We start from the raw sequence: 19,443 nt of genomic DNA, 5'->3' as shown, positions 1-19,443 counted from the left end.
AAAAGCGCCCGGCGGGGGCGCTTTCCTTGCTGCGGGTAGCCGGGCGTTCAGTGCACCAGCACAGGGGTGTGGGCCAGTTCGGCGTAGCCCTCGAGGGTGTCCTCGACTTCTTCCTGCGTGGGGGTGTTGAGCTGCCAGGCGGCGATCTGCTGCTGGAACAGTTCGGCCCAGGAACCGTCGAGGTAGACCTCCTTGCCCGAGCGCTTGTCCACGATTTCGAAACCGTGGCGCTCCAGCACCGGCACATTGGGCTTGGCAGGCTCGTCGCCTTCATTCGGCTGCACGTGCACGACGACGAAGGACTCCGAGTCGTAAAGCATGTTCATGGCGGGACCGGTGAGGATGTCGATGGCGTTCATGGTGTTTACATAGCAATCAACGCGCCAGTTTCAAGAAGCGTTGTCGCCGAACGTTTTGGCATGTGAATCTTTTTGCCTCAATTGGCGGGCGCCTCGGGTAGGGGTTTGCGCAATTGGGCGTCAGCGAAATCGCCGTTTGCCTCGGTTTGCTTGATGCGAACCGGCAGGTAGCCGTACCTCGGCGCCAGCCAGAGTTCCAGTTTCCGGTCGAATTCCTTGCGGGGCGTGCGGGTGAGCTTGCGCGCGGTGTATTCGCCGGCCGGAAGCTGCAGTTTTTCCTCGTCCCCGACCACGAAAACCCAGACATCGCCGTCGCGCACGCCCACGGTCTGGACCGAGATCCGGGTGCCTGCCGGGTAGCGCTCCGGGCTGGCCGCCAGCAGGCCGCCCAGCTGCATCATCACGCTCATGCGGTCCTGCGCGCCGGGCTGCAGCGGCACGGGCGGGGCGTTGTTGCTGAAGATGATCTGCCCCTGGTCGCGCACGAAATGCGAGGCCACCTCGGCCTTGCGGCTTTCCGAATAGCGCTCGGGCTCCAGGCCCGAGGGGCCGATCTTGCCGGTGCTGTGCCAGTTCAACAGCGTGAAGAACACCGCCTTGAGCGTGAGCCGCCCGTCGTAGCGGCTGCCGTCCTGCAGCCAGACCAGTTCGCCGAACACGCCGCGCTGCGGGGAGGCGCCGGTCTGGCCCGTGGCTTCGAAATCGAGGGTGACGGAGCCGGGAATCCGCAGCGCCTGGGTGCCGGCGATGGTGCCGGAGGCTTCGCTGCCGCCTGCCGTTGTGCCGCCCGGCGTGCCGCTTTCAGTGCCGGCCGCCGCGGCAGGTGCGGGTTCGGGGGCTGCCGGTGCGCTGGCAGGCGCTTCGGGCGATGTTGCTCCTGAATCGGTAGCGGCCTGCGCCGTCAGGTCGGGCGTTTCCGGGGTAGGTTGTGTCGACGCGTCCGGTTCGGGAAACGGCTTCGGTTGCGGCTTGGGCGGCGTCGGCGCCCGCGGGCGCCGGGGCTTGGCGGGAGGCGGCGGCTTGGCCTCGACGGGCGCGGCGGCAGCGGCCGGCGCCACAGGCTTGTCCGCCGCGGGCGGCGCGATCACGATGGTCCGGGTGATGAACTTGTTCGCGAGCGGCGAAGGCTCCGGCCCGACCGCCATCGGCGCGACCCCTAGCACCAGCAGGTGCACCAGCGCGACCACCAGCGTCAGCCCGATCAGCACCCGCCAGGACGGACGCCCAGGCAGGCCTGTAGGCAGCAAAGACCGCGAAGGAGGAGCGACGAGCGTCGACATCAGGTGTGGAGTGGGCGCAGGGCGCGGAGGTTCAGGAAGACCACCTCGGTAAACTGCCGCCCGTTCAACCAGTTTAGTGGGAGCGGCGCCCGGCCTTCGGGTCCGCCCGCGTCCCTCATCACGCACCGCATCATGAAACTCGCCACCCTGAAGGACGGCTCGCGCGACGGCCAGCTCGTCGTTGTCTCGCGCGACCTCACGCTCGCCCACTACGCCACCGGCATCGCGAGCCGGCTGCAGCAGGTGCTGGACGACTGGGGCTTCATGAGCCCGCAGCTGCAGGACCTGTACGACGCCGTCAACACCGGTCGCGCGCGCCACACCTTTCCGTTCGACCCCGCGATGTGCATGGCGCCGCTGCCGCGCGCCTACCAGTGGGCCGACGGCTCGGCCTACATCAACCACGTCGAACTGGTGCGCAAGGCCCGCAACGCCGAAGTGCCCGAGAGCTTCTACACCGACCCGCTGATGTACCAGGGCGGCAGCGACGACTTCCTCGGTCCGGTCGACGACGTGATCGTGCCCAGCGAAGCCATGGGCATCGACTTCGAGGCCGAGATCGCCGTCATCACCGGCGACGTGAAGATGGGCGCCACGCCCGACCAGGCGCTCGACGGCATCCGCCTCGTCATGCTCGCCAACGACGTGAGCCTGCGCAACCTGATCCCGGCCGAGCTGGCCAAGGGCTTCGGCTTCTTCCAGAGCAAGCCTGCCACCGCCTTCAGCCCCGTGGCCGTGACGCTCGACGAAATCGGCGAAGCCTGGCAGGACGGCCGCGTGCACCTGGCGCTGCAAAGCAGCTGGAACGGCCGCAAGGTCGGCATGTGCGACGCCGGCCCGGAGATGACATTCCACTTCGGCCAGCTCATCGCCCACATCGCCAAGACGCGCAACGTGCGCGCCGGCAGCATCGTGGGCAGCGGCACGGTGAGCAACAAGGGCGTCGAGAAGAAAGATGGCCAGATGGATTGGCCCAAGGGCTACTCGTGCATCGCCGAGAAGCGCTGCATCGAGACCATCCAGACCGGCGCGCCGGTCACCGAATTCATGAAGTTCGGCGACACGATCCGCATCGAGATGAAGGGGCTGGATGGGCGCTCGCTGTTCGGTGCGATCGATCAGGAGATCGTGTCGGTGAACGGGCGGCCGAAGGAGGCGCCGGTGTCGTTGGTGAAGCCGCAGACCGAGGACGCGGCCGAAGACTGAGGGCAGGGCGGCAGTACCCCGGGTGCCACTGCTTGCCGGTGCCGCTCGGACCGTTTTGCCATGGCTATGATCCAGCGGCTGCCCTGACGCGTCATCACCGCGCGCGGGGCAGCGCGTCCGGCGGCTGCGCTCCGCGGCCGCCATTCATACCAAGAAAAACCGGGAGTATTCCTTGCGTTATTTGCCTATTGCCGCCGCCGTTGCGGCCTTCGCCCTTGTCGGTTGCGAAACCATGAAGAACGCCGATACCGGCGCGCTCGCCCAGGCGGGCGGTTCGGCCTTCAAGGCCATGTCGCTGAGCGACGCCGAGGTCAGCACGATGTCCGACCAGTCCTGCGCCGCCATGGACCAGAAGAACCAGATCGCGCCCGCCGGCAGCCGTTACGCCACGCGCCTTACCCAGGTCATCAAGCAGATGCCCACCACCGTCAACGGCAAGACGGCCAACTACAAGGTCTACATGACCAAGGACGTGAATGCCTGGGCCATGGCCAACGGCTGCATCCGCGTCTACAGCGGCCTGATGGACCTGATGAACGACGATGAACTGCGTGGCGTGATCGGCCATGAAATCGGCCACGTGGCGCTGGGCCACTCGAAGTCGCGCATGCAGACCGCCTACGCCGCCTCGGCCGTGCGTGGTCTGGCCGGCGCTGCCGGCGGGGTCGCGGCGCAGTTGTCGCAGTCGCAGGCCGGCGACCTGGGCGAGAAGTTCGTCAATGCGCAGTTCTCGCAAGCCAACGAAAGCGCGGCCGACAACTATTCGTTCGACCTGCTGACCGAGCGCAAGCTCGAGCGCAAGGGCTTGGTCACTGCCTTCGACAAGCTGGCCAAGCTCAGCGGCGGCGCCACCGGCAGCTCGATCATGAGCTCGCATCCGCCGTCGGCCGACCGCTCGGCGCGCATGCAGAAGCGCCTGGACGCCGCCAAGTAAGTAGAGAGCGAGAGAGCGCGCGCTACGCGTCTGCCGTGGCGCGCAGCAGCAGCTCCTTCTGCGAGCGGATGCCCAGCCGCCGGAACGCCCGGTACTGGTGGGTGCGCACGGTGGTCAGCTCGACGCCAAGTTCGCGCGCCGCTTCCTTCGCGGTCTTGCCTGCCATCAGGTGCCCGATGACTTCGCGCTCGCGCAGGCTCAAGGTCAAGAGGCGCGAGGCGAGCGCAGGCACCACGGACTCCCGCACCGCCATCGCGCTGCGGCCATGTGCCGCGGTGGCGTCCGCGAGCAGCGTCGCATGCGCCTCGATCCGCGCGAAGTCGCCCGCATCGAACTCAGGCTGCGCGAGGCTGCGGTAGAAGCTCACCGCCACGCGCTGGCCGGTCGGCAGCAGCAACAGCACCGAGGCGCGTTCGCGGATGCCGACATCGCCATAGCAGGCGGCGCGATAGGCCGGGTCGGCCACCTCTTCGGCGCGCTGGTGGCCCAGCCAGAGCTGCGCGCGTTGGGGCAGCTTGCGGGCCGCGAGCCAGGCCATGTTGGGATCGAGGAGGTCGAAGCGCTGCTCCACGTAGCGCTCGGTGGTGCGCTCGGCCGTGCTGCCGTAGCTGCTGGCGGCCGACACCGCCTCGATGCGGCCCGTGCTGCTCACCGCGAACACGGTGCAGAAGGTCACCGGCATCACGCGCTGCATCGCCCGGAGATAGCTCGTGGCCAGATGCGGCGTGCCCACGCCGGAGAGCACGTCGCCGACGACGGCTGCGGCCAATGCCGCGTCGGTGGGATGGATGCGCCAGCGTCTCATGCGTTCGGGTGAATCGAGGGTAAATACTTCATACGAAGTTATGACATTGGCAGCCGCTGTGCATCGGGACAATCCCGTTGCATGACGAACCCCACCGTTGTTGTTGCCGCCGATGCCGCGAGCGGCCCCGTGCCGCCGACCTTGAGTGCGACCGAACTGCCGCCCTCGGTCGGCGCCTTCGACTACACGCGCTACAAGGTCTGGACACCGCCGCTGGAGCAGGGTGGCATCGAACCTGGCCGCCATCCGGTCGTGATCGCGGGCGGCGGGCCGGTCGGCATGGCGCTCGCACTGGGGCTCGCGAACCACGGCGTGCGCTGCGTGATCCTCGAAGCCGACGACACCGTGTGCGTCGGCAGCCGCGCGGCCTGCATCTCGCGGCGCAGCCTGGAGATCCTGGAGCGGCTCGGCGTGCGCCAGGCGTTCATGGCCAAGGGCCTGCCGTGGACCGGCGGGCGCAGCTACTACAAGACGGCCGAGGTGTTCCGCTTCGAGATGCCGCACGACGCGCAGCAAAAGCTGCCGCCGATGATCAACCTGGAGCAGTACTACGCCGAGCACTACCTGTTGGAGGAAATCTTCCGCCGCAACGAGGCGACGCCAGGGCTCATCGACATCCGCTGGGGCACCGAGCTCACGGGGCTCGCGCAGGACGCCGATGACGGCGTGACGCTCGACGTGCGCAACGCCGAGGGCAGCTACCGCCTGCAAGGCCAATGGCTTGCCGCCTGCGACGGCGGCCAGAGCTTCGTGCGCAAGGCGCTCGGGCTCTCGCTCGAAGGCACGGGCTACGAAGGCCGCTACGTGATCATCGACATCGAGTTGCACAGCGACCATCCGACCGAGCGCCGCGCGTGGTTCGACCCGCCGTGGAACCCGGGTTCGACCGTGCTGATGCACCGCCAGCCCGACGACATCTGGCGCATCGACTACCAGCTGCGCGCGGGCCAGAGCACCGAAGAGGCGCTGCAGCCCGCGGCCGTGGCCGAGTTCGTGCAGCGCCATCTCGATGCGATCGGCGAAGGGCACCTGCCGTGGAAGACGGTGTGGACGTCCGTGTACCGTGCCGGCGCGATGACGCTGGAGAGCTACCGCCATGGCCGCGTCGTATTCGCCGGCAATGCGGCGCATGCGATGCCGATCTTCGGCGTGCGCGGGCTCAACTCGGGCTTCGACGATGCGGACAACCTCGCGTGGAAGCTGGCGCTGGTCGCGCGCGGCGCGTCGGACGCGGCGCTGCTGGATTCGTACTCGCAGGAGCGGATCGCGGCTTTCCACGTCAATGCCGAGAACGCGATGCGCAGCACGGAATTCATGTCGCCGCCCTCGCGCGGCTTCGACCTGCTGCGCGAGGCGGCGCTGTCGCTGTCGGAGGCGCATCGCGGCATCGCGCAGCTGATCAATCCGCGGCAGACGCAGGCGGTGCGCTATGCGGAATCTCCGTTGTCGAGTGAGGGCGATGCGTTGCCCGCAGGTCCGCTGCCGGGCGAGGTGATGCCGGAGCAGCAGCTCGAACACGGCCATCTCACTGACCTGATTGCGCCGGTCTTCACGCTGCTGGTGCTGCAGCCGAATGCCGATGCAGCGCCGCTGCCCGAAGACGATGTGATGCGGGCGCAGCAAGGCGTGTTGCCCTTCGCCGTCCGCACCATCGCCGCCCCCGGCATCGCCGGCGCCGACGCGCATGCGAACCCCGCCGTCTTCGAAGCCCTCGGCGCGCGCGACGGCGCTGTCTACCTGCTGCGCCCGGACGGCCACGTGGCCGCGCGCTGGCGCCGCATGCCCTCCGGCGCGCTGCAGGGCGCGCTGGCCCGCGCCGCCGTTTCACTGGAGCCCGTCGCCGCATGAGCACTGCACCTTCACTTGACCCTGACGCCCGCGACCGGCTCTACGCCGAGTGCGCGCGCGCCATCACCGAAGCGGGCGCCGAGCGCGAATCGCTGTTCCTCGCACGCCTGGCGCTGCTGCTGTTCGAGCAGGTCGGCGACGAGGCGCGCTGCCGTGCCGCGCTCGCCGATGCGCTGCGCGCGCTGCCCGTACCATCGCTTTCCGCAACCCAATTACAACCAGGAGACTGATCCATGGATCGCCGCACCCTTCTCGCCACGCTCGCATCCGGCGCCGCCGTGGCCGCCTCGCCTTTTGCCCATGCGCAGGAGTACCCCGCGCAACTCATCAAGTGGGTCGTGCCCTACCCGGCGGGCGGCGGCACCGACGTGATCGCGCGCGTGCTGGCCGAAGCCATGCGTCAGACGCTGGGCCAGCAGATCGTGGTGGACAACCGCCCCGGCGCCTCGACCAACATCGGCGCCGACATCGTCGCCAAGAGCAAGCCCGACGGCTACACCATCCTCTCGGCCGACAACGCCGTGCTGGCCTTCAACGAGCACCTGTTCAGCAAGCTGCCGTTCAGCCCCGAAAAGGACTTCACCTACATCGGCGCCATCGGCAAGTTCCCGCTCGCGCTGGTGGTGCATCCGGACTTTCCGGCGAAGAACTTCAAGGAGTTCCTGGCCTACGTGAAAGCCAACCCCGGCAAGGTCAACTACGCCTCGCCCGGCAACGGCTCGCCGCACCACCTGGCGATGGAAATGTTCAAGGTGCGCACCGGCACCTTCATCACCCACATCCCGTATCGCGGCGCCGCGCCCGCGATGGCCGACGTGATGGGCGGGCAGGTGCCCTGCATGTTCCTGGACCTGGCCTCGGGCCTGCCGATCATGCAGAGCAACAAGGTGCGCGTGCTCGCCATCGGCTCGGGCGCGCGCAGCAAGCCGCTGCCCAACGTGCCGACGCTGGCCGAAGTGGGCGTGCCCAACACGGAGGTGTTCGCGTTCCAGGGCATCCTCGGCCCGGCCGGCCTGCCGTCTGCGGTAGTGAGCAAGCTCAACGGCGACCTGAACAAGGCCTTCGGCACGCCCGCCGTGCAGAAGCGCTTCGACGATTTCGGGATGGAAGCGATGCCCGGTACGCCGGCGCAGTTCGCGGCGCTGTCGCGTGCGGAGTCCAAGCGCTGGGGGCCGATCATCAAGCAGGCCGGCATCAAGCTGGACTGACGCCAGCGCCAGCCGCGAAGTCTCGCTCAGCTACTGGGTGAAGGCCTTTCGGGAGCCGTCTTCAAAGACCTCGTCGTCGCGCTGCAGTTCGCCGTTCTCGTCCCACGCACGTTCACGTGTCACCCGTCCCTTGGGATCGAAGTGCGATTCGGCCAGCAGCGTGCCCTTTTCGCTGAAGCGCTGGTGCGTGCCGATGGGCAGCTGCCGGTTGCGGCTCGGCGCGAGAAAGCGGCCGTGGGCGGCGCGCTGGCCGCTGTCGTAGTACTCGGTGACTTCGACCGTGCGTGCGTTGCCCGCGCCGCTGTACACCGCCTTGCTGCGCGGCTGGCCGTTCAGATAGAAGCTGTCGTCGCGCAGCGGCTCGCCCACCGGCGTCCAGCGCTGGTCGCGCACCACGGTGCCTTTTTCGGAGAACTCCTGCTCGCGCTGCCGTATGGCGCTGCGCTCGGCCAGCAGCCACACGGTCTCGCGGCGCTTGACGCCTTCCGATGAAAAGCTGCGCTCGATGCGCTGGTTGCCGGTGGTCTCGTCGAGCGTCGAGGGCTTGCCGTTGTCGTAGAACTCCTGGCTGCGCACGCGCTTGCCCGCGAGGTACGACACCCGCGAGCGCAGCGTGCCGCGCGCGTCGAACAGGTCGACCTGCGATGCGCCACCGCTGGTGAAGCCGCACAGCTTGGCGTCGTCGGCCACGGGCGCCAGCACCGGCGCCTCGCCGCAGCGCAGCATCGACATCTGGCCGCGTTCGGTGAATTCGACGACGGCGCGCTCGGGACCGGCGCCGGTGTTGGGATAGAAGGTGGCGCGCCGCAGTTGGCCGCCGGGGTAGAAGCTGCGCACCAGCCCGCGCTCCTGGCCGTCGTCGTACACGGCCTCGCGCAGCACCTGCCCGCTGGGCGAGAACTCGCGGGCGCGGCCGTGCATGTTGCCCTTGGCGTTGGTGGTGTGTTCGCGCGCGAGCTTGCCCTTTTCGTAGAAGCGCACGAGGCCCGTGAAGACGCCGTTCTGCACCTGCTGCTCCCGCTGGAGCTCGCCGGTGGTGCCGTCCTTGCAGCGCATGAGGCCGGTCTTGCCGGCCGTGGTGCTGCCGTTGGCAGGGCTCACGCTCTGGCCGTTGAGTTCGCAGACCTGCACCGCCTGCGCGCCGCTCGCGCCGAAGAAAAGCGGCAGCGGAATCAGCGTGGCCAGCGTGACCCGGAAGATCCGTGCCGCCAGATGGGGCTCTGCGAAGAAAGGCATTTGGACAGCTACCTTCCCATTTCCGATGCCAGCAGCTTGACGCCGCGGATCATCATCTCGACCGACACGGCCACCAGGATCAGGCCCATCAGCCGCTCGAAGGCAAGCACCAGGCGCTCGCCGACCAGCCGCTGGATGCGCTCGGCCAGCACCAGCACGATGGCGCACACGGCCATGGTGACGCTGAGCGCGGCCACCCATTCGAGGCGCCGCTCGGGCGCCTGCGACACCAGCAGCATGACCGTGGCCAGCGCCGAGGGGCCGGCCAGCGCGGGCACGGCGAGCGGCACGATCAGCGGCTCTTCGGTCGGCGTGGCGACGGGCACGGCGCCGTGTTCAGGCGGAAAGATCATGCGGAGAGCGATCAGGAACATCACCACCCCGCCCGCGATCTGCAGCGAGAGGCCCGACAGGCCCATCACCCTGAGGAACCCGTCGCCCACGAACATGAAGACCAGCAGCAGCGCGAAGGCGATCAGCACCTCGCGCACGATCACCCGGGTGCGTCGCTCGGGCGCCACGCCCTTGAGCGCATTGGCAAAGATCGGGATGTTGCCCAGCGGATCGGTGATCAGCAGCAGCAACACGGTGGCCGATGCGAAGGTGTATCCCACGTGGCTTCGGCTTTACTTGTCGTAGATCGTGGCCAGCGAGCGGAAGCCCTTGACCTCGATCGGATTGCCGAAGGGATCGCAGAAGAACATCGTCCACTGCTCGCCCGGCTGGCCTTCGAAGCGCACCTGGGGCTTCAGCACGAAATCGGTGTTCGCGGCTTCCAGCCGTTCGGCCAGTGCCTGCCAGTCGGGCAGGGCCAGCGCGAGGCCGAAGTGCGGCATCGGGACCATCACGTCGCCGACACGGCCCGTGCGCGCGGTGGCGAAGGGCTCGCCCAGATGCAGCGAGATCTGGTGGCCGAAGAAATCGAAATCGACCCAGGTGTCGGTGCTGCGGCCTTCGGCGCAACCGAGGACGTCGCCGTAGAAGCGGCGCGCACCGTCGAGGTCGCGCACGTGAAAGGCAAGGTGGAAGATGCTCTGCATGGTTTCGGATTATGGGCAGCGGTGCTGTGAGAATGCCGGACTTTCTTTCATCATGGAGCAGGCCTTGCGGATACGCCGGATCCTCTCTGCGCTCAGGCGCACCACTGATTTTTCGGGACCTCTGCGCCGGGCGCGCCAGGTCCTCGCGGGCGTGCTCTGCGTGTTCGCGGTCGCGGCACAGGCGGCGGATTGCCCACCTTCGGCCATCGCCAGCCTCGCCAAGCTCGGACCGGGCGTGCGCAACGGCGTCGACCGGGGCCTGCTCTGGCGCATCGAGCGCGACGGGCGCACCTCCTGGCTGTACGGAACCATCCACATCGGTCGCGCCGAATGGGTGCGGCCCGGCCCCACCATGCAGAAGGCGCTGGCGCAGAGCGACGCGCTTGCGCTGGAGATCGATTCGCGCGACGAAGCCACCGCCCGCGTGATGGGCCAGCCGGCCGATCCGGCGCTGCTTTCGCGCATGCTCAGCGGCGAGCGCGCACGTCGGCTCGACCGCCAGAACACCGAGGCCTGCGTGCCGCCGGGCGCCACGGCCAAGCTGCAGCCGATCCTTCAGGTGTCGGCGCTCGCCGGGCTCGTGGCGCGCGCCGACGGGCTGTACCCGGAATTCGGCGTCGACGAGACGATGGCGGTGTCCGCCCGCAACGGCAACAAGCCGATCTTCGCGCTGGAGAACGCGGCCGACCAGATCAAGGCGCTGACCGGCGATTCCGAAGCGGAAGAAGCCGAGCAAGTCGATGCGGCGCTCGACGAGCTGGAGTCGGGCCAGCTGCGCGGACAGATGAAGGAGCTGGCCGATGTCTGGGCGCGCAGCGACGCCGACAAGCTGGCCCGCTATGCCGACTGGTGCGACTGCCTTCGCACCCCCGCCGAGCAGCGGCTCATGAAGCGCCTGCTGGACGACCGCAATCCGGGGCTGGCCAACGGCATCGAGCGCCTGCATGCAAGCGGCAAGGGCGTGTTCGCCGCGGTCGGCGCGCTGCACATGATCGGCCCGCAGGGGTTGCCGGCGCTGATGGCGACGCGCGGCTTCACCGTGACACCGGTGCTCACGAGCGCGCAGGCGCAGACGGCGGTGCCGATGCCGGCGCTGTCGGCGCCCGAGCCGGCGCCGCGCGCCGTGCGTGGCGGCAAGGCCGTGAAGGGACAGAAGGGGCAGAAAGCCCAGAAGGGCGCGGTCGCTGCCAAGGGAGCCAAGGGGGCGAAATCCTCGAAGGCCGCGCCGGCTTCCAAGGGCGCCAAGGCCCCGGCCAAGGCGGCGCCCAAAGGCAAAGTCCGCAGATAATCGCGACCGCCATGCACCTGCAGCGCCCCCACCACCCCCGCTTCCTCGGCCAGATCGGCCAGGTCGGCCGTTGGGTGCTGCTGTGGTTCATGCTGTCGCTGGGCGTGGCGGTGGCCTCGCCGCTCGTGCACCCGCAGGCCATGGAGCTGGTGTGTTCCAGCGCCGGCTCCATCAAGGTGGTGGTCCACACCGAGGACGGCGTGCAGGAAATGGGCGCCTCGCACATGGACTGCCCGCTGTGCGTGCTGACCGGTGCACCGCCGCCAGCCCTGGCCGTCGCCTCTTTCGACCTTCCCCTCCCGCTGGGCCGCGTGGTCCAGCCGATTCCCGCCGCGCGACTTGCCGCGGCCACCGCGGCGCCATTGCCGGCGCGCGGGCCTCCGAACCGCTCCTGACGCTTTCCAACCCTTAGCCGCGTGCGCCCGATCGATGAGGGCGCCTGCGGCCTGTCCGGCTTGAAGTTCGTGGAGCAGGTTCCCAGTGAAAAAGCATTCCCGCGCCTTGGCGATCGCCATGGCATTTCCCCTCAGCGCGCCCGTGTGGGCGCAGCAGCAACCGGGTGCCGATGCGCCTGAAGGCGGCACCGGCCGCGCCCTGAGCACCGTCACCGTGACCGGCGGCCAGCCGACCTCGCTGCCGGCGCAGATTCCCACCACCATCGAGGGCGTGACGCGCGAGCAGATCGCCGAGACGGTCAACGCGACCGATGCGGAAGACGCCCTCAAGTACCTGCCGAGCCTGGTCGTGCGCAAGCGCTACATCGGCGACTTCAATCACGCGGTGCTTGCCACCCGCGCCTCGGGCACGGGCAACAGCGCGCGCTCGATGGTCTACGCGGACGGCATCATGCTGTCGAACCCGTTGGGCAACGGCGCCACCTACGCGCCGCGCTGGGGCATGGTGTCGCCGGAAGAAATCGAGCGGGTCGATGTGCTCTACGGGCCGTTCTCGGCCGCGTACCCGGGCAACTCGGTCGGCGCTGTCGTCGACTACGTGACGCGCATGCCCACGGAGCTGGAGGCGCACGTCAAGCTGAGCGGCTTTGCCTCGAACTTCGACCAGTACGGCAGCCATTCGTCGCCCGCCGGCCAGCAGCTGGACCTGTCGCTCGGCAGCCGCAGCGGCGACTGGTCGTGGTGGCTCAGCGCCTCGCGCACCCACAGCAAGGGGCAGGCACTGGTGTTCGGCAACCGCCTTCTGAGCGCCGGCACCGTTGGCAACGCGGGCACGCCGGTTACCGGTGCGGTGCTCGGACTGAATCCGTCGAACCAGCCGTGGTGGCTGGTGGGCGGCTCCACGATCTACGACACCACGCAGGAGCAGGCCAAGCTGAAGGTCGCCTACGACTTCTCGCCCACGCTCCGCGCCACCTACACGCTGGGCGCCTGGAACAACACGACGCACGGCGGCGTCGATACGTACCTGCGCAATGCGTTCGGCCAGCCCGTGTATTCGGGACGCGTGAACATCGCCGGGCGCACCTACAACCTCGACGCGCCCAGCGCCGCGCTGGCCCCGACCGAGACCGCGCTCACCCACTACATGCACGGCCTTTCGGTGAAGAGCCACACCGGCGGCGTGTTCGACTGGGAAGTGGCGGCGAGCCTGTTCGACTATTCGAGCGACACCTCGCGCACGCCGACGACCCCGCTGCCGGGCGCCTTCAACGGCGGCCCGGGCCGTACCACCGACATGGGCGGCTCGGGCTGGAACACCTTCAAGGCGGCAGGCACCTGGCGACCCACCGGCTCAGCCGAAGGCGTCGGCGCGCACGTGGTCGACTTCGGCTTCCAGCAGGACACGGCGCGCCTTCGCACCAGCGTCGGCAACACGCTCGACTGGATCAACGGATCGCCCGTCACGCCGTTTTCGGCCTTCAACGGCAACACCCGGCTGCAGTCGCTCTACGTGCAGGACACCTGGCGCTTCGCCAAGGACTGGAAGACCACGCTGGGCCTGCGCCACGAGCGCTGGCAAGCCTACGGCGGCCAGCTCGGCAATGCGGCGCGGCTGCTCGACTTCGCGCCGCGCAAGAACAGCTACGACTCGCCCAAGGCGGCCGTCGCCTGGCAGGCCACGCCCGACTGGCTCTTCAAGGCCTCGACCGGCCGCGCGGTGCGCATGCCGACGGTGAGCGAGCTCTACCAGGGCTCGATCGACGGCAACCGCATCGTCAACACGAATCCGAACCTGCGTCCCGAGCGCTCGTGGACCACCGAACTCACCGCCGAGCGCGACCTCAAGGGCTGGGGCCTGGACGGCATGCTGCGCACCACGTTCTTCTTCGAGAACACGAAGGACGCGCTCTACAGCCAGGCGCTCAACAACCTGGTGAGCACCGTGCAGAACGTCGATGCGATCCGCACCCGGGGCTTGGAGGTGGCGCTGAACGCGGTCGACGTGGGCGTGAAGGGATTCGACCTGAGCGGCAGCCTCACGCTGACGAACTCGAAGATCACCGCCAACAGCGGCTTCCCCGCGAGCGTCGGCCGCGAGCAGCCGCGCGTGCCCAAGGTGCGTGCCTCGCTGCTCGCGACCTACCGGCCCGATGCCAAATGGAGCTACACCGTCGGCATGCGCTACAGCGGCAAGCAGTACGGTTCGCTCGACAACAGCGACCCGAACGGCTTCGCGTACATGGGCTTTTCGAAGTTCTTCGTGGTCGACGCGCGCATCCGCTACCGGATCGACCGGCAGTGGAGCGCGGCCTTCGGCATCGACAACTTGAACAACAACAAGTACTGGGCCTTCCACCCGTACCCGCAACGTACCTACGTGGCCGAACTCAAGTTCGACCTGTGACGCTTTCATTCATTCATTCATTCATCCTTCAGAGGACACGCCGACATGAACACCCCCGCCTTCACCCTCAAGACCGTGGCCGCTTGCGCCATGCTGGCCGGCGCCGCCGCCGCGCTGGCCCACGTCACCCTGCCGCCCGGCAGTGCCACCGTCGGCAGCGACTACAACGCCGCCTTCCGCGTCGGCCACGCCTGCGAAGGCGCCACGGCCACCACGGGCCTCGCGGTGCGCCTGCCCAAAGGCTTCGTGCTGACCGACGCCCAGGCGCGCAAGGGCTGGAAGCTCGACGTGCAGAAGAACGCCGGCGACGGCGAAGTGCGCTGGACCGCCGAGACCCCGCAGGACGCGCTGCCCGGCAAGGAGCGCAGCGAGTTCGTGCTGCGCGGCAAGGTGCCGGGCACGCCGGGCACGCTGTGGTTCAAGGTGCTGCAGACCTGCGACGTCGGCGTCGCCGATTGGGCCGAAGTGCCGACGTCGGGCAACTCGACCGCGGGGCTCAAGTCGCCGGCCGCGAAGCTCAACGTGGTGGCACAGGGCGTGGCGACGGTCGATGTGCAGGGCGGCTGGGTGCGTCAATCGGTGCCGGGCCAGAGCGGCACCGGTGCCTTCATGAAGCTCACCGCGCCCACCGGCGCGAAGCTGGTCGGCATCTCGACGCCCGCGGCCGGCGTGGCCGAGGTGCACGAGATGAAGATGGAAGGCGACACCATGAAGATGCGCGAACTCGCCGGTGGCCTCGACCTGCCCGCCGGCCAGACCGTCGAGCTCAAGCCCGGCGGCTACCACGTGATGATGATGGACCTGAAGGGCGCGCTGGCCAAGGGCGCGACCGTGCCGTTCACCCTGAAGTTCGAAGACGCCAAGGGCGTGAAGACCGCGCTGGACGTGGCGCTGCCCGTGGGTGCGCCCGAAGGCGCCGATGCCGGCGGCGCCCACCAGCACAAGCACTGACCGGGTCGGCTACAGCAACTGGTCGGGCGCCAGTGGGCCGAAGAGCTTGAGCATCAAGCGCAAGGTCGCGCTGGCGTCGGGCTCGGTGGTCGTGTCCGCGAGGCCGCTGCCTTCGGGCGCGTGCCACACCAACGCGCCGTTGACCAGCTCGACGTGCCAGGAGCGCTCGCGCATCCCGCGCTCGATCTGTTCGCCGGCCACGCGCGAGAGTTCGTCGCTGCGTATCAGCAGCGCGATCTCGGTGTTCTGCAGCTGGGAACGCAGGTCCAGGTTCATCGAGCCGACCACCAGGAGCCGGCCGTCCATCACCAGCACCTTGGAATGCAGCATCGCGCGCGATTCGCCGGGCGGGCTGCTGCCGCCCGAGGAGCCGAAGACATTGCCGAAGCTGGCCTGTTCACTGCGCAGTTCGTAGAGCTCGACACCCATCCTGAGCAGCTCTTCCCGGTGCCGCGCGTAGCCGACATGCGCCACCGGCGCATCGTTCGACGCCAGCGAATTGGTCAGCACGCGGATCTTCACGCCGCGGGCGCGGGCTGCCGCAAAGGCCTGCTTCATGTCCTGGCCGGGCACGAAGTAGGGCGAGATGATGAGGAGGTCGGAGCGCGCCTGGCCGATCAGTTGCAGCAGGCCCTCGACCACGGTGTCGCCGCCGGCGGCTGCGTCCGATGCGGCTTCGAGCGAAGCGGGGCGGCGCGAGGGCGGCGACGCATTCGAGGCACGAGGGGCGCGCGCGGTGTTGGCGGACTGGCTCACCACGAGGCCCGGGTCGCGCGTCGCGCCGGGTCCGGTGTCGGCCGGGATCTTGCCGGGCTGGTCGGCGAGCATCACGGCCGGCGCCCAGACGAAGGTGGCGGTGCGCAGGTCCAGCGGTTTCTCGTCCCAGACGCGGGCGCGTTGGGCGGCGGTGGGTGGGGCGTCGGGCCCGGGTTTGCTTTCGGGCGCGCCGGGGTCGTTCTTCTTCGCGGTTGCCGCTTCGTCGCTCAGTTCCTTGTCGGCCTTGCGCGCGCGGTCGCGGATCTCCTGGAACTCCTCGCGCGAGACCAGCGACTGCACGGGGTAGGCGCGCTCGTTGTTCCAGTAGCTGTCGAAGCTGCGCGAGAGGTCCTGCACGATCGGGCCGGCCGCGAGCACGTCGAGATCGACGAAGTTGCCGGTGGTCGCATTGCCGAAATAGGCATCGCCGAGGTTGCGTCCGCCGGTGACGCCGAGCACGTTGTCGGCCAGGAACAGCTTGTTGTGCATCCGCTGCTGGATGCGCGAGGCGTCGCCGATCGAATTGAAGAGTCGGCTGAAAGTGGAATCGCGCGCGCCCGCAAGCGGGTTGAACAGGCGCATCTCGATGTTGGGCACGAAAGCCAGGCCGAGCACCAGCGCGTCGCGGCCGGTGCTGTGGAAGTCATCGAGCAGGATGCGCACGCGCACGCCACGCTCCGCGGCTGCGCGCAGGCCGCGCACGAGACGGCCCGTGCTGGCATCCGCGTGAATGGCGTAGTACTGCAGATCGAGCGTCTTCTGCGCGCCTTCGATCAGCGCGAGCCGGCTGCCGTAAGCGGCGGGCGGGCCGCCCAGCAGCAGGAAGCCCGATTCGAAACGGGCCTTCTCGGCCTGGCGGCGCTGGCGGACCAGCGCGCCGAGCGCGGTGTCGTTCGGCGAGGCGAGCGCGGTCGAGACGGGACGGTCGACGTCTTTCGGCAATTGGGCGCAGGCGCCCAGCAGCAGCGCCGCGATGAGCACGGCATATCGGCCGAAGAACGTGAAGGGTGAAGGCATGCGGCGATTCCCGGAGGATTGGGTAGCCGCATATATAGCCTAGTCGGCGTCCGCCCGGCGTGGGACGGGCGGACGCGAACCGGAGGGCTTCGGCGCCTGATTCGCCTAACGCGCGGCGCCCAGCTCTTCCTGGCGCTCGAGGGCGGCGAGCAGCTCTTCGTCGATCTGGGCGTGGCGCTCGCTCAACTCGACCGCGCGCGAGGCGTCGGAGGCGTAGATGGCGCCGCCGTCGAGTTCGAGCATCTCGGTGATGCGCTTCTGCTCGGCTTCGAGGGCTTCGATCTGCGCGGGCAGGGCTTCGAGTTCGCGCTGCTCCTTATATGAGAGCTTCTTGCGGGGAGTGGTCGCTGCCTTGGGGGCCTCGACAGCTGGGGCGGGTGCGGCGGCAGGCGGCGGCGGTGCCGCAGCGAGCCGCTGCGCGGCAATTTCGCGCGCGCGCTTGGACTGGATCAGCCAATCCTGCACGCTGCCCTCGTATTCGCGCCAGCGGCCGTCGCCTTCGAAGGCGATGGTGCTGGTGACCACGTTGTCCAAAAAGGTGCGGTCATGGCTCACGAGGAACACGGTGCCGTCGTAGTCCTGCAGCAGGTTCTCGAGCAGCTCCAGCGTGTCGATGTCCAGGTCGTTGGTCGGCTCGTCGAGCACAAGCACGTTGGCGGGGCGGGCAAAGAGGCGCGCCAGCAGCAGGCGGTTGCGCTCGCCGCCGCTGAGCGATCGCACGGGGGAGTTGGCGCGGGCGGGGGAGAACAGGAAGTCGGAGAGATAGCTCTTGACGTGCTTCTTCTGCGAGCCGATTTCGATCCACTCGCTGCCGGGGCTGATGAAGTCTTCCAGCGTGGCGTCGAGGTCGAGCTTGTCGCGCATCTGGTCGAAATACGCGACCTGCAGGTTGGTGCCGCGGCGGATCTTGCCGCTGTCGGGTTCGAGCTCGCCGAGGATGAGCTTGAGCAGCGTGGTCTTGCCCGCGCCGTTCGGACCGAGCAGCCCGACCTTGTCGCCGCGCAGGATGGTGCCGCTGAAATTGCGGATGACGGTCTTCTCGCCGAAGGACTTGGTGGCTTCGGTGAGTTCTGCCACGATCTTGCCGCTCGATTGGCCGGAGGCGACGTCCATGTTGACGCTGCCCTGCACCTCGCGGCGGGCGGTGCGGCTCGCGCGCAGCTCCTGCAGGCGGGTGATGCGGCTCTGGCTGCGGGTGCGGCGGGCTTCGACGCCCTTGCGGATCCAGATCTCTTCTTGCGCAAGGAGCTTGTCGGCCTTGGCGCTGATGACGGCTTCCTGGGCGAGCTGCTCTTCCTTCTGTAGCAGGTACTGCTCGAAGTTGCCGGGGTAGGAGCCGAGCTTGCCTCGGTCGAGCTCGACGATGCGGGTGGCGACGCGGTTCAGGAAGCTGCGGTCATGGGTGACGGTGACGACGCTGCCCTTGAAGTCGATCAGCAACTGCTCCAGCCATTCGATGGAGTCGAGGTCCAGGTGATTGGTGGGCTCATCCAATAGAAGCACATCGGGCGCGGCCACCAGGGCTTGGGCGAGGGCCACGCGCTTCCGCGTGCCTCCGGAGAGGGAGCCGACGCGAGCGTTGCGGTCCAGGTGGAGGCGGTGCAGCGTCTCTTCGACGCGCTGCTCCCAGTTCCAGGCGTCGTAGGCTTCGATCTGGGACTGGAGGGCGTCGAGGTCCAGGCCTTCGGCGCCTGACAGATAGAGATCGCGTACGGCAATCACGCTTCCGAGACCCTGGCTGGCCGCGGTGAATACATCCGCATCCATATCGAGCACGGGTTCTTGCGCGACGTAGGCGACGCGGAGGTTCTGCTGCAGTTGCAGGGTGCCGTCGTCGGTCTTCTCCAGACCGCCCAATATCTTGAGCAGCGAGGACTTGCCCGCACCATTGCGGCCGATTAGGCCGATGCGTTCCGATTCCAGAAGAGAGAAGTCCGCATGATCTAGCAGCGGGACGTGACCGAACGCGAGTTGGGCGTCGAGGAGTGTGATGAGTGCCATGTGGCACGGATTATCGGAGGAGCCTCCTCTTCGTCCTGGGGCGGCGCGAAGCGCCGCCCCAGGACGAAGAGGTTCCGATGTCGATTTTGTTCAGCGGGGTCTTGCGAGGCCATGGATTTGGCATATACTCGTGGGCTCGGCTGACAGCGCATTGATGTGTTGTTCGGTGGTTGCCCTGGAAGGGGTGGTTGCTGAGAGTTGGCTGAGAAAAAGATTCTTCGAAGTTGACTGGATTGCAAAAAACAGTGCATAATCGAAGGCTCCGCTGAAACAGCTTCAGCGTCTCGCAGCGAAGGTTGCGGGGTGCAAATAGGAAGATGTTGAAAGCGAAAAAAGTTTGACGGTTCTGTAAAAACCGTGATAGACTACAAGGCTTCGCTGATCGCAGCAAAGCAAAACGAAGTAAACGATAAGTTGCTTCGGTGATCGTTAAAAATTTACAGCCGATAAGCGTGGGCGTTTGAAGGTAATTGCGTAAGTTCTTCGGAACAAGTCGCAAGACTTAAAAACGCTCATGAGATAGAAGTGAAGTTCACTTTAATTCTTTTTTTATGAGTTTTGCTTGACCGCGAGGTCAGGCGCAAAAATCAAGATCGAACTATAGAGTTTGATCCTGGCTCAGATTGAACGCTGGCGGCATGCCTTACACATGCAAGTCGAACGGCAGCGCGGGAGCAATCCTGGCGGCGAGTGGCGAACGGGTGAGTAATAC

17 protein-coding genes and 1 rRNA gene (1 of these 18 cut by a window edge) are annotated in these 19,443 nt (G+C 67.8%); 10 read left to right on the top strand and 8 right to left on the bottom strand.

All coding sequences use genetic code 11. The features are described 5' to 3' along the window. Positions 1-47: 47 nt before the first annotated feature. Both QF040_RS21120 and QF040_RS21115 read right to left on the bottom strand, forming a co-directional pair. A complete protein-coding gene (locus QF040_RS21120) occupies positions 48-326 on the bottom strand; it encodes a BTH_I0359 family protein (protein WP_041944045.1) in 279 nt (92 codons plus the stop codon). A 110-nt stretch (positions 327-436) separates the two neighbouring features. After that, complete coding sequence (locus tag QF040_RS21115) at positions 437-1,639, bottom strand: DUF3108 domain-containing protein (RefSeq protein ID WP_429612676.1); 1,203 nt, start codon at positions 1,637-1,639, stop codon at positions 437-439. Between the two features lie 132 nt (positions 1,640-1,771). Here QF040_RS21115 and QF040_RS21110 point away from each other — a divergent pair, with 132 nt between their 5' ends. After that, complete coding sequence (locus QF040_RS21110; protein WP_429612675.1) at positions 1,772-2,845, top strand: fumarylacetoacetate hydrolase family protein; 1,074 nt, start codon at positions 1,772-1,774, stop codon at positions 2,843-2,845. Positions 2,846-3,077: 232 nt separating this feature from the next. Continuing rightward, a complete protein-coding gene (locus QF040_RS21105; protein WP_429612674.1) occupies positions 3,078-3,779 on the top strand; it encodes a M48 family metalloprotease in 702 nt (233 codons plus the stop codon). Positions 3,780-3,801: 22 nt separating this feature from the next. Here the strand turns inward: QF040_RS21105 and QF040_RS21100 are convergent, their stop codons facing one another. Then, complete coding sequence (locus tag QF040_RS21100) at positions 3,802-4,584, bottom strand: response regulator transcription factor (protein WP_429612673.1); 783 nt, start codon at positions 4,582-4,584, stop codon at positions 3,802-3,804. Positions 4,585-4,665: 81 nt separating this feature from the next. Between QF040_RS21100 and QF040_RS21095 the strand changes: the two genes are divergently transcribed. Genes QF040_RS21095 through QF040_RS21085 form a run of 3 tightly spaced genes read left to right on the top strand, consistent with a single transcriptional unit; the run spans position 4,666 to position 7,640 of the window. Then, positions 4,666-6,432: an FAD-dependent monooxygenase gene (locus QF040_RS21095; RefSeq protein WP_429612672.1), complete on the top strand. Its 1,767-nt coding sequence runs from the start codon at positions 4,666-4,668 to the stop codon at positions 6,430-6,432. Beyond that, positions 6,429-6,662: a hypothetical protein gene (locus QF040_RS21090; RefSeq protein WP_429612671.1), complete on the top strand. Its 234-nt coding sequence runs from the start codon at positions 6,429-6,431 to the stop codon at positions 6,660-6,662. Before QF040_RS21095 ends, QF040_RS21090 begins: the two co-directional genes overlap by 4 nt. Before the next feature lie 3 nt (positions 6,663-6,665). After that, the gene (locus QF040_RS21085) at positions 6,666-7,640 is read left to right on the top strand and encodes a Bug family tripartite tricarboxylate transporter substrate binding protein (RefSeq protein WP_429612670.1); all 975 of its coding nucleotides are present in this window, start codon (positions 6,666-6,668) and stop codon (positions 7,638-7,640) included. 30 nt (positions 7,641-7,670) lie between these two features. Here the strand turns inward: QF040_RS21085 and QF040_RS21080 are convergent, their stop codons facing one another. Genes QF040_RS21080 through QF040_RS21070 form a run of 3 tightly spaced genes read right to left on the bottom strand, consistent with a single transcriptional unit; the run spans position 7,671 to position 9,916 of the window. Further along, the gene (locus QF040_RS21080; RefSeq protein ID WP_429612669.1) at positions 7,671-8,876 is read right to left on the bottom strand and encodes a toxin-antitoxin system YwqK family antitoxin; all 1,206 of its coding nucleotides are present in this window, start codon (positions 8,874-8,876) and stop codon (positions 7,671-7,673) included. Between the two features lie 8 nt (positions 8,877-8,884). Continuing rightward, the gene (locus QF040_RS21075) at positions 8,885-9,490 is read right to left on the bottom strand and encodes a MarC family protein (RefSeq protein ID WP_429612668.1); all 606 of its coding nucleotides are present in this window, start codon (positions 9,488-9,490) and stop codon (positions 8,885-8,887) included. Between the two features lie 12 nt (positions 9,491-9,502). After that, positions 9,503-9,916, bottom strand: a complete 414-nt coding sequence (locus QF040_RS21070) for a VOC family protein (protein WP_306883292.1) — start codon at positions 9,914-9,916, stop codon at positions 9,503-9,505. Between the two features lie 151 nt (positions 9,917-10,067). Between QF040_RS21070 and QF040_RS21065 the strand changes: the two genes are divergently transcribed. From QF040_RS21065 to QF040_RS21050, 4 genes are all read left to right on the top strand, one after another. Further along, positions 10,068-11,204, top strand: coding sequence for a TraB/GumN family protein (locus QF040_RS21065; protein ID WP_429612667.1), 1,137 nt, complete (start codon positions 10,068-10,070; stop codon positions 11,202-11,204). 11 nt (positions 11,205-11,215) lie between these two features. Beyond that, positions 11,216-11,599, top strand: a complete 384-nt coding sequence (locus QF040_RS21060) for a DUF2946 family protein (protein ID WP_013543789.1) — start codon at positions 11,216-11,218, stop codon at positions 11,597-11,599. A 118-nt stretch (positions 11,600-11,717) separates the two neighbouring features. Continuing rightward, on the top strand, positions 11,718-14,006 hold the full coding sequence (locus tag QF040_RS21055; protein ID WP_429612666.1) for a TonB-dependent receptor: 2,289 nt from the start codon (positions 11,718-11,720) through the stop codon (positions 14,004-14,006). A gap of 45 nt (positions 14,007-14,051) precedes the next feature. After that, positions 14,052-14,957 carry a copper chaperone PCu(A)C gene (locus QF040_RS21050; protein ID WP_429612665.1) on the top strand — a complete coding sequence of 302 codons (906 nt, stop codon included), beginning with the start codon at positions 14,052-14,054 and terminating at the stop codon, positions 14,955-14,957. Positions 14,958-14,966: 9 nt separating this feature from the next. Here the strand turns inward: QF040_RS21050 and QF040_RS21045 are convergent, their stop codons facing one another. After that, positions 14,967-16,730: a phospholipase D family protein gene (locus QF040_RS21045; RefSeq protein WP_429612664.1), complete on the bottom strand. Its 1,764-nt coding sequence runs from the start codon at positions 16,728-16,730 to the stop codon at positions 14,967-14,969. 105 nt (positions 16,731-16,835) lie between these two features. Further along, positions 16,836-18,731 carry an ATP-binding cassette domain-containing protein gene (locus QF040_RS21040; protein ID WP_429612663.1) on the bottom strand — a complete coding sequence of 632 codons (1,896 nt, stop codon included), beginning with the start codon at positions 18,729-18,731 and terminating at the stop codon, positions 16,836-16,838. Between the two features lie 595 nt (positions 18,732-19,326). On the opposite strand from QF040_RS21040, the gene QF040_RS21035 reads away from it, so the two are divergent. Then, positions 19,327-19,443 (top strand): 16S ribosomal RNA (locus tag QF040_RS21035) (it continues 1,418 nt past the right edge of the window).

Source organism: Variovorax sp. W2I14, assembly GCF_050435205.1.
In the GTDB taxonomy this organism is placed as follows: Bacteria; Pseudomonadota; Gammaproteobacteria; order Burkholderiales; family Burkholderiaceae_C; genus Variovorax; species Variovorax paradoxus_C.
The sequence above is the reverse complement of the archived record's forward strand: the minus strand, read 5'-3'. Positions and strand labels throughout refer to the sequence as shown.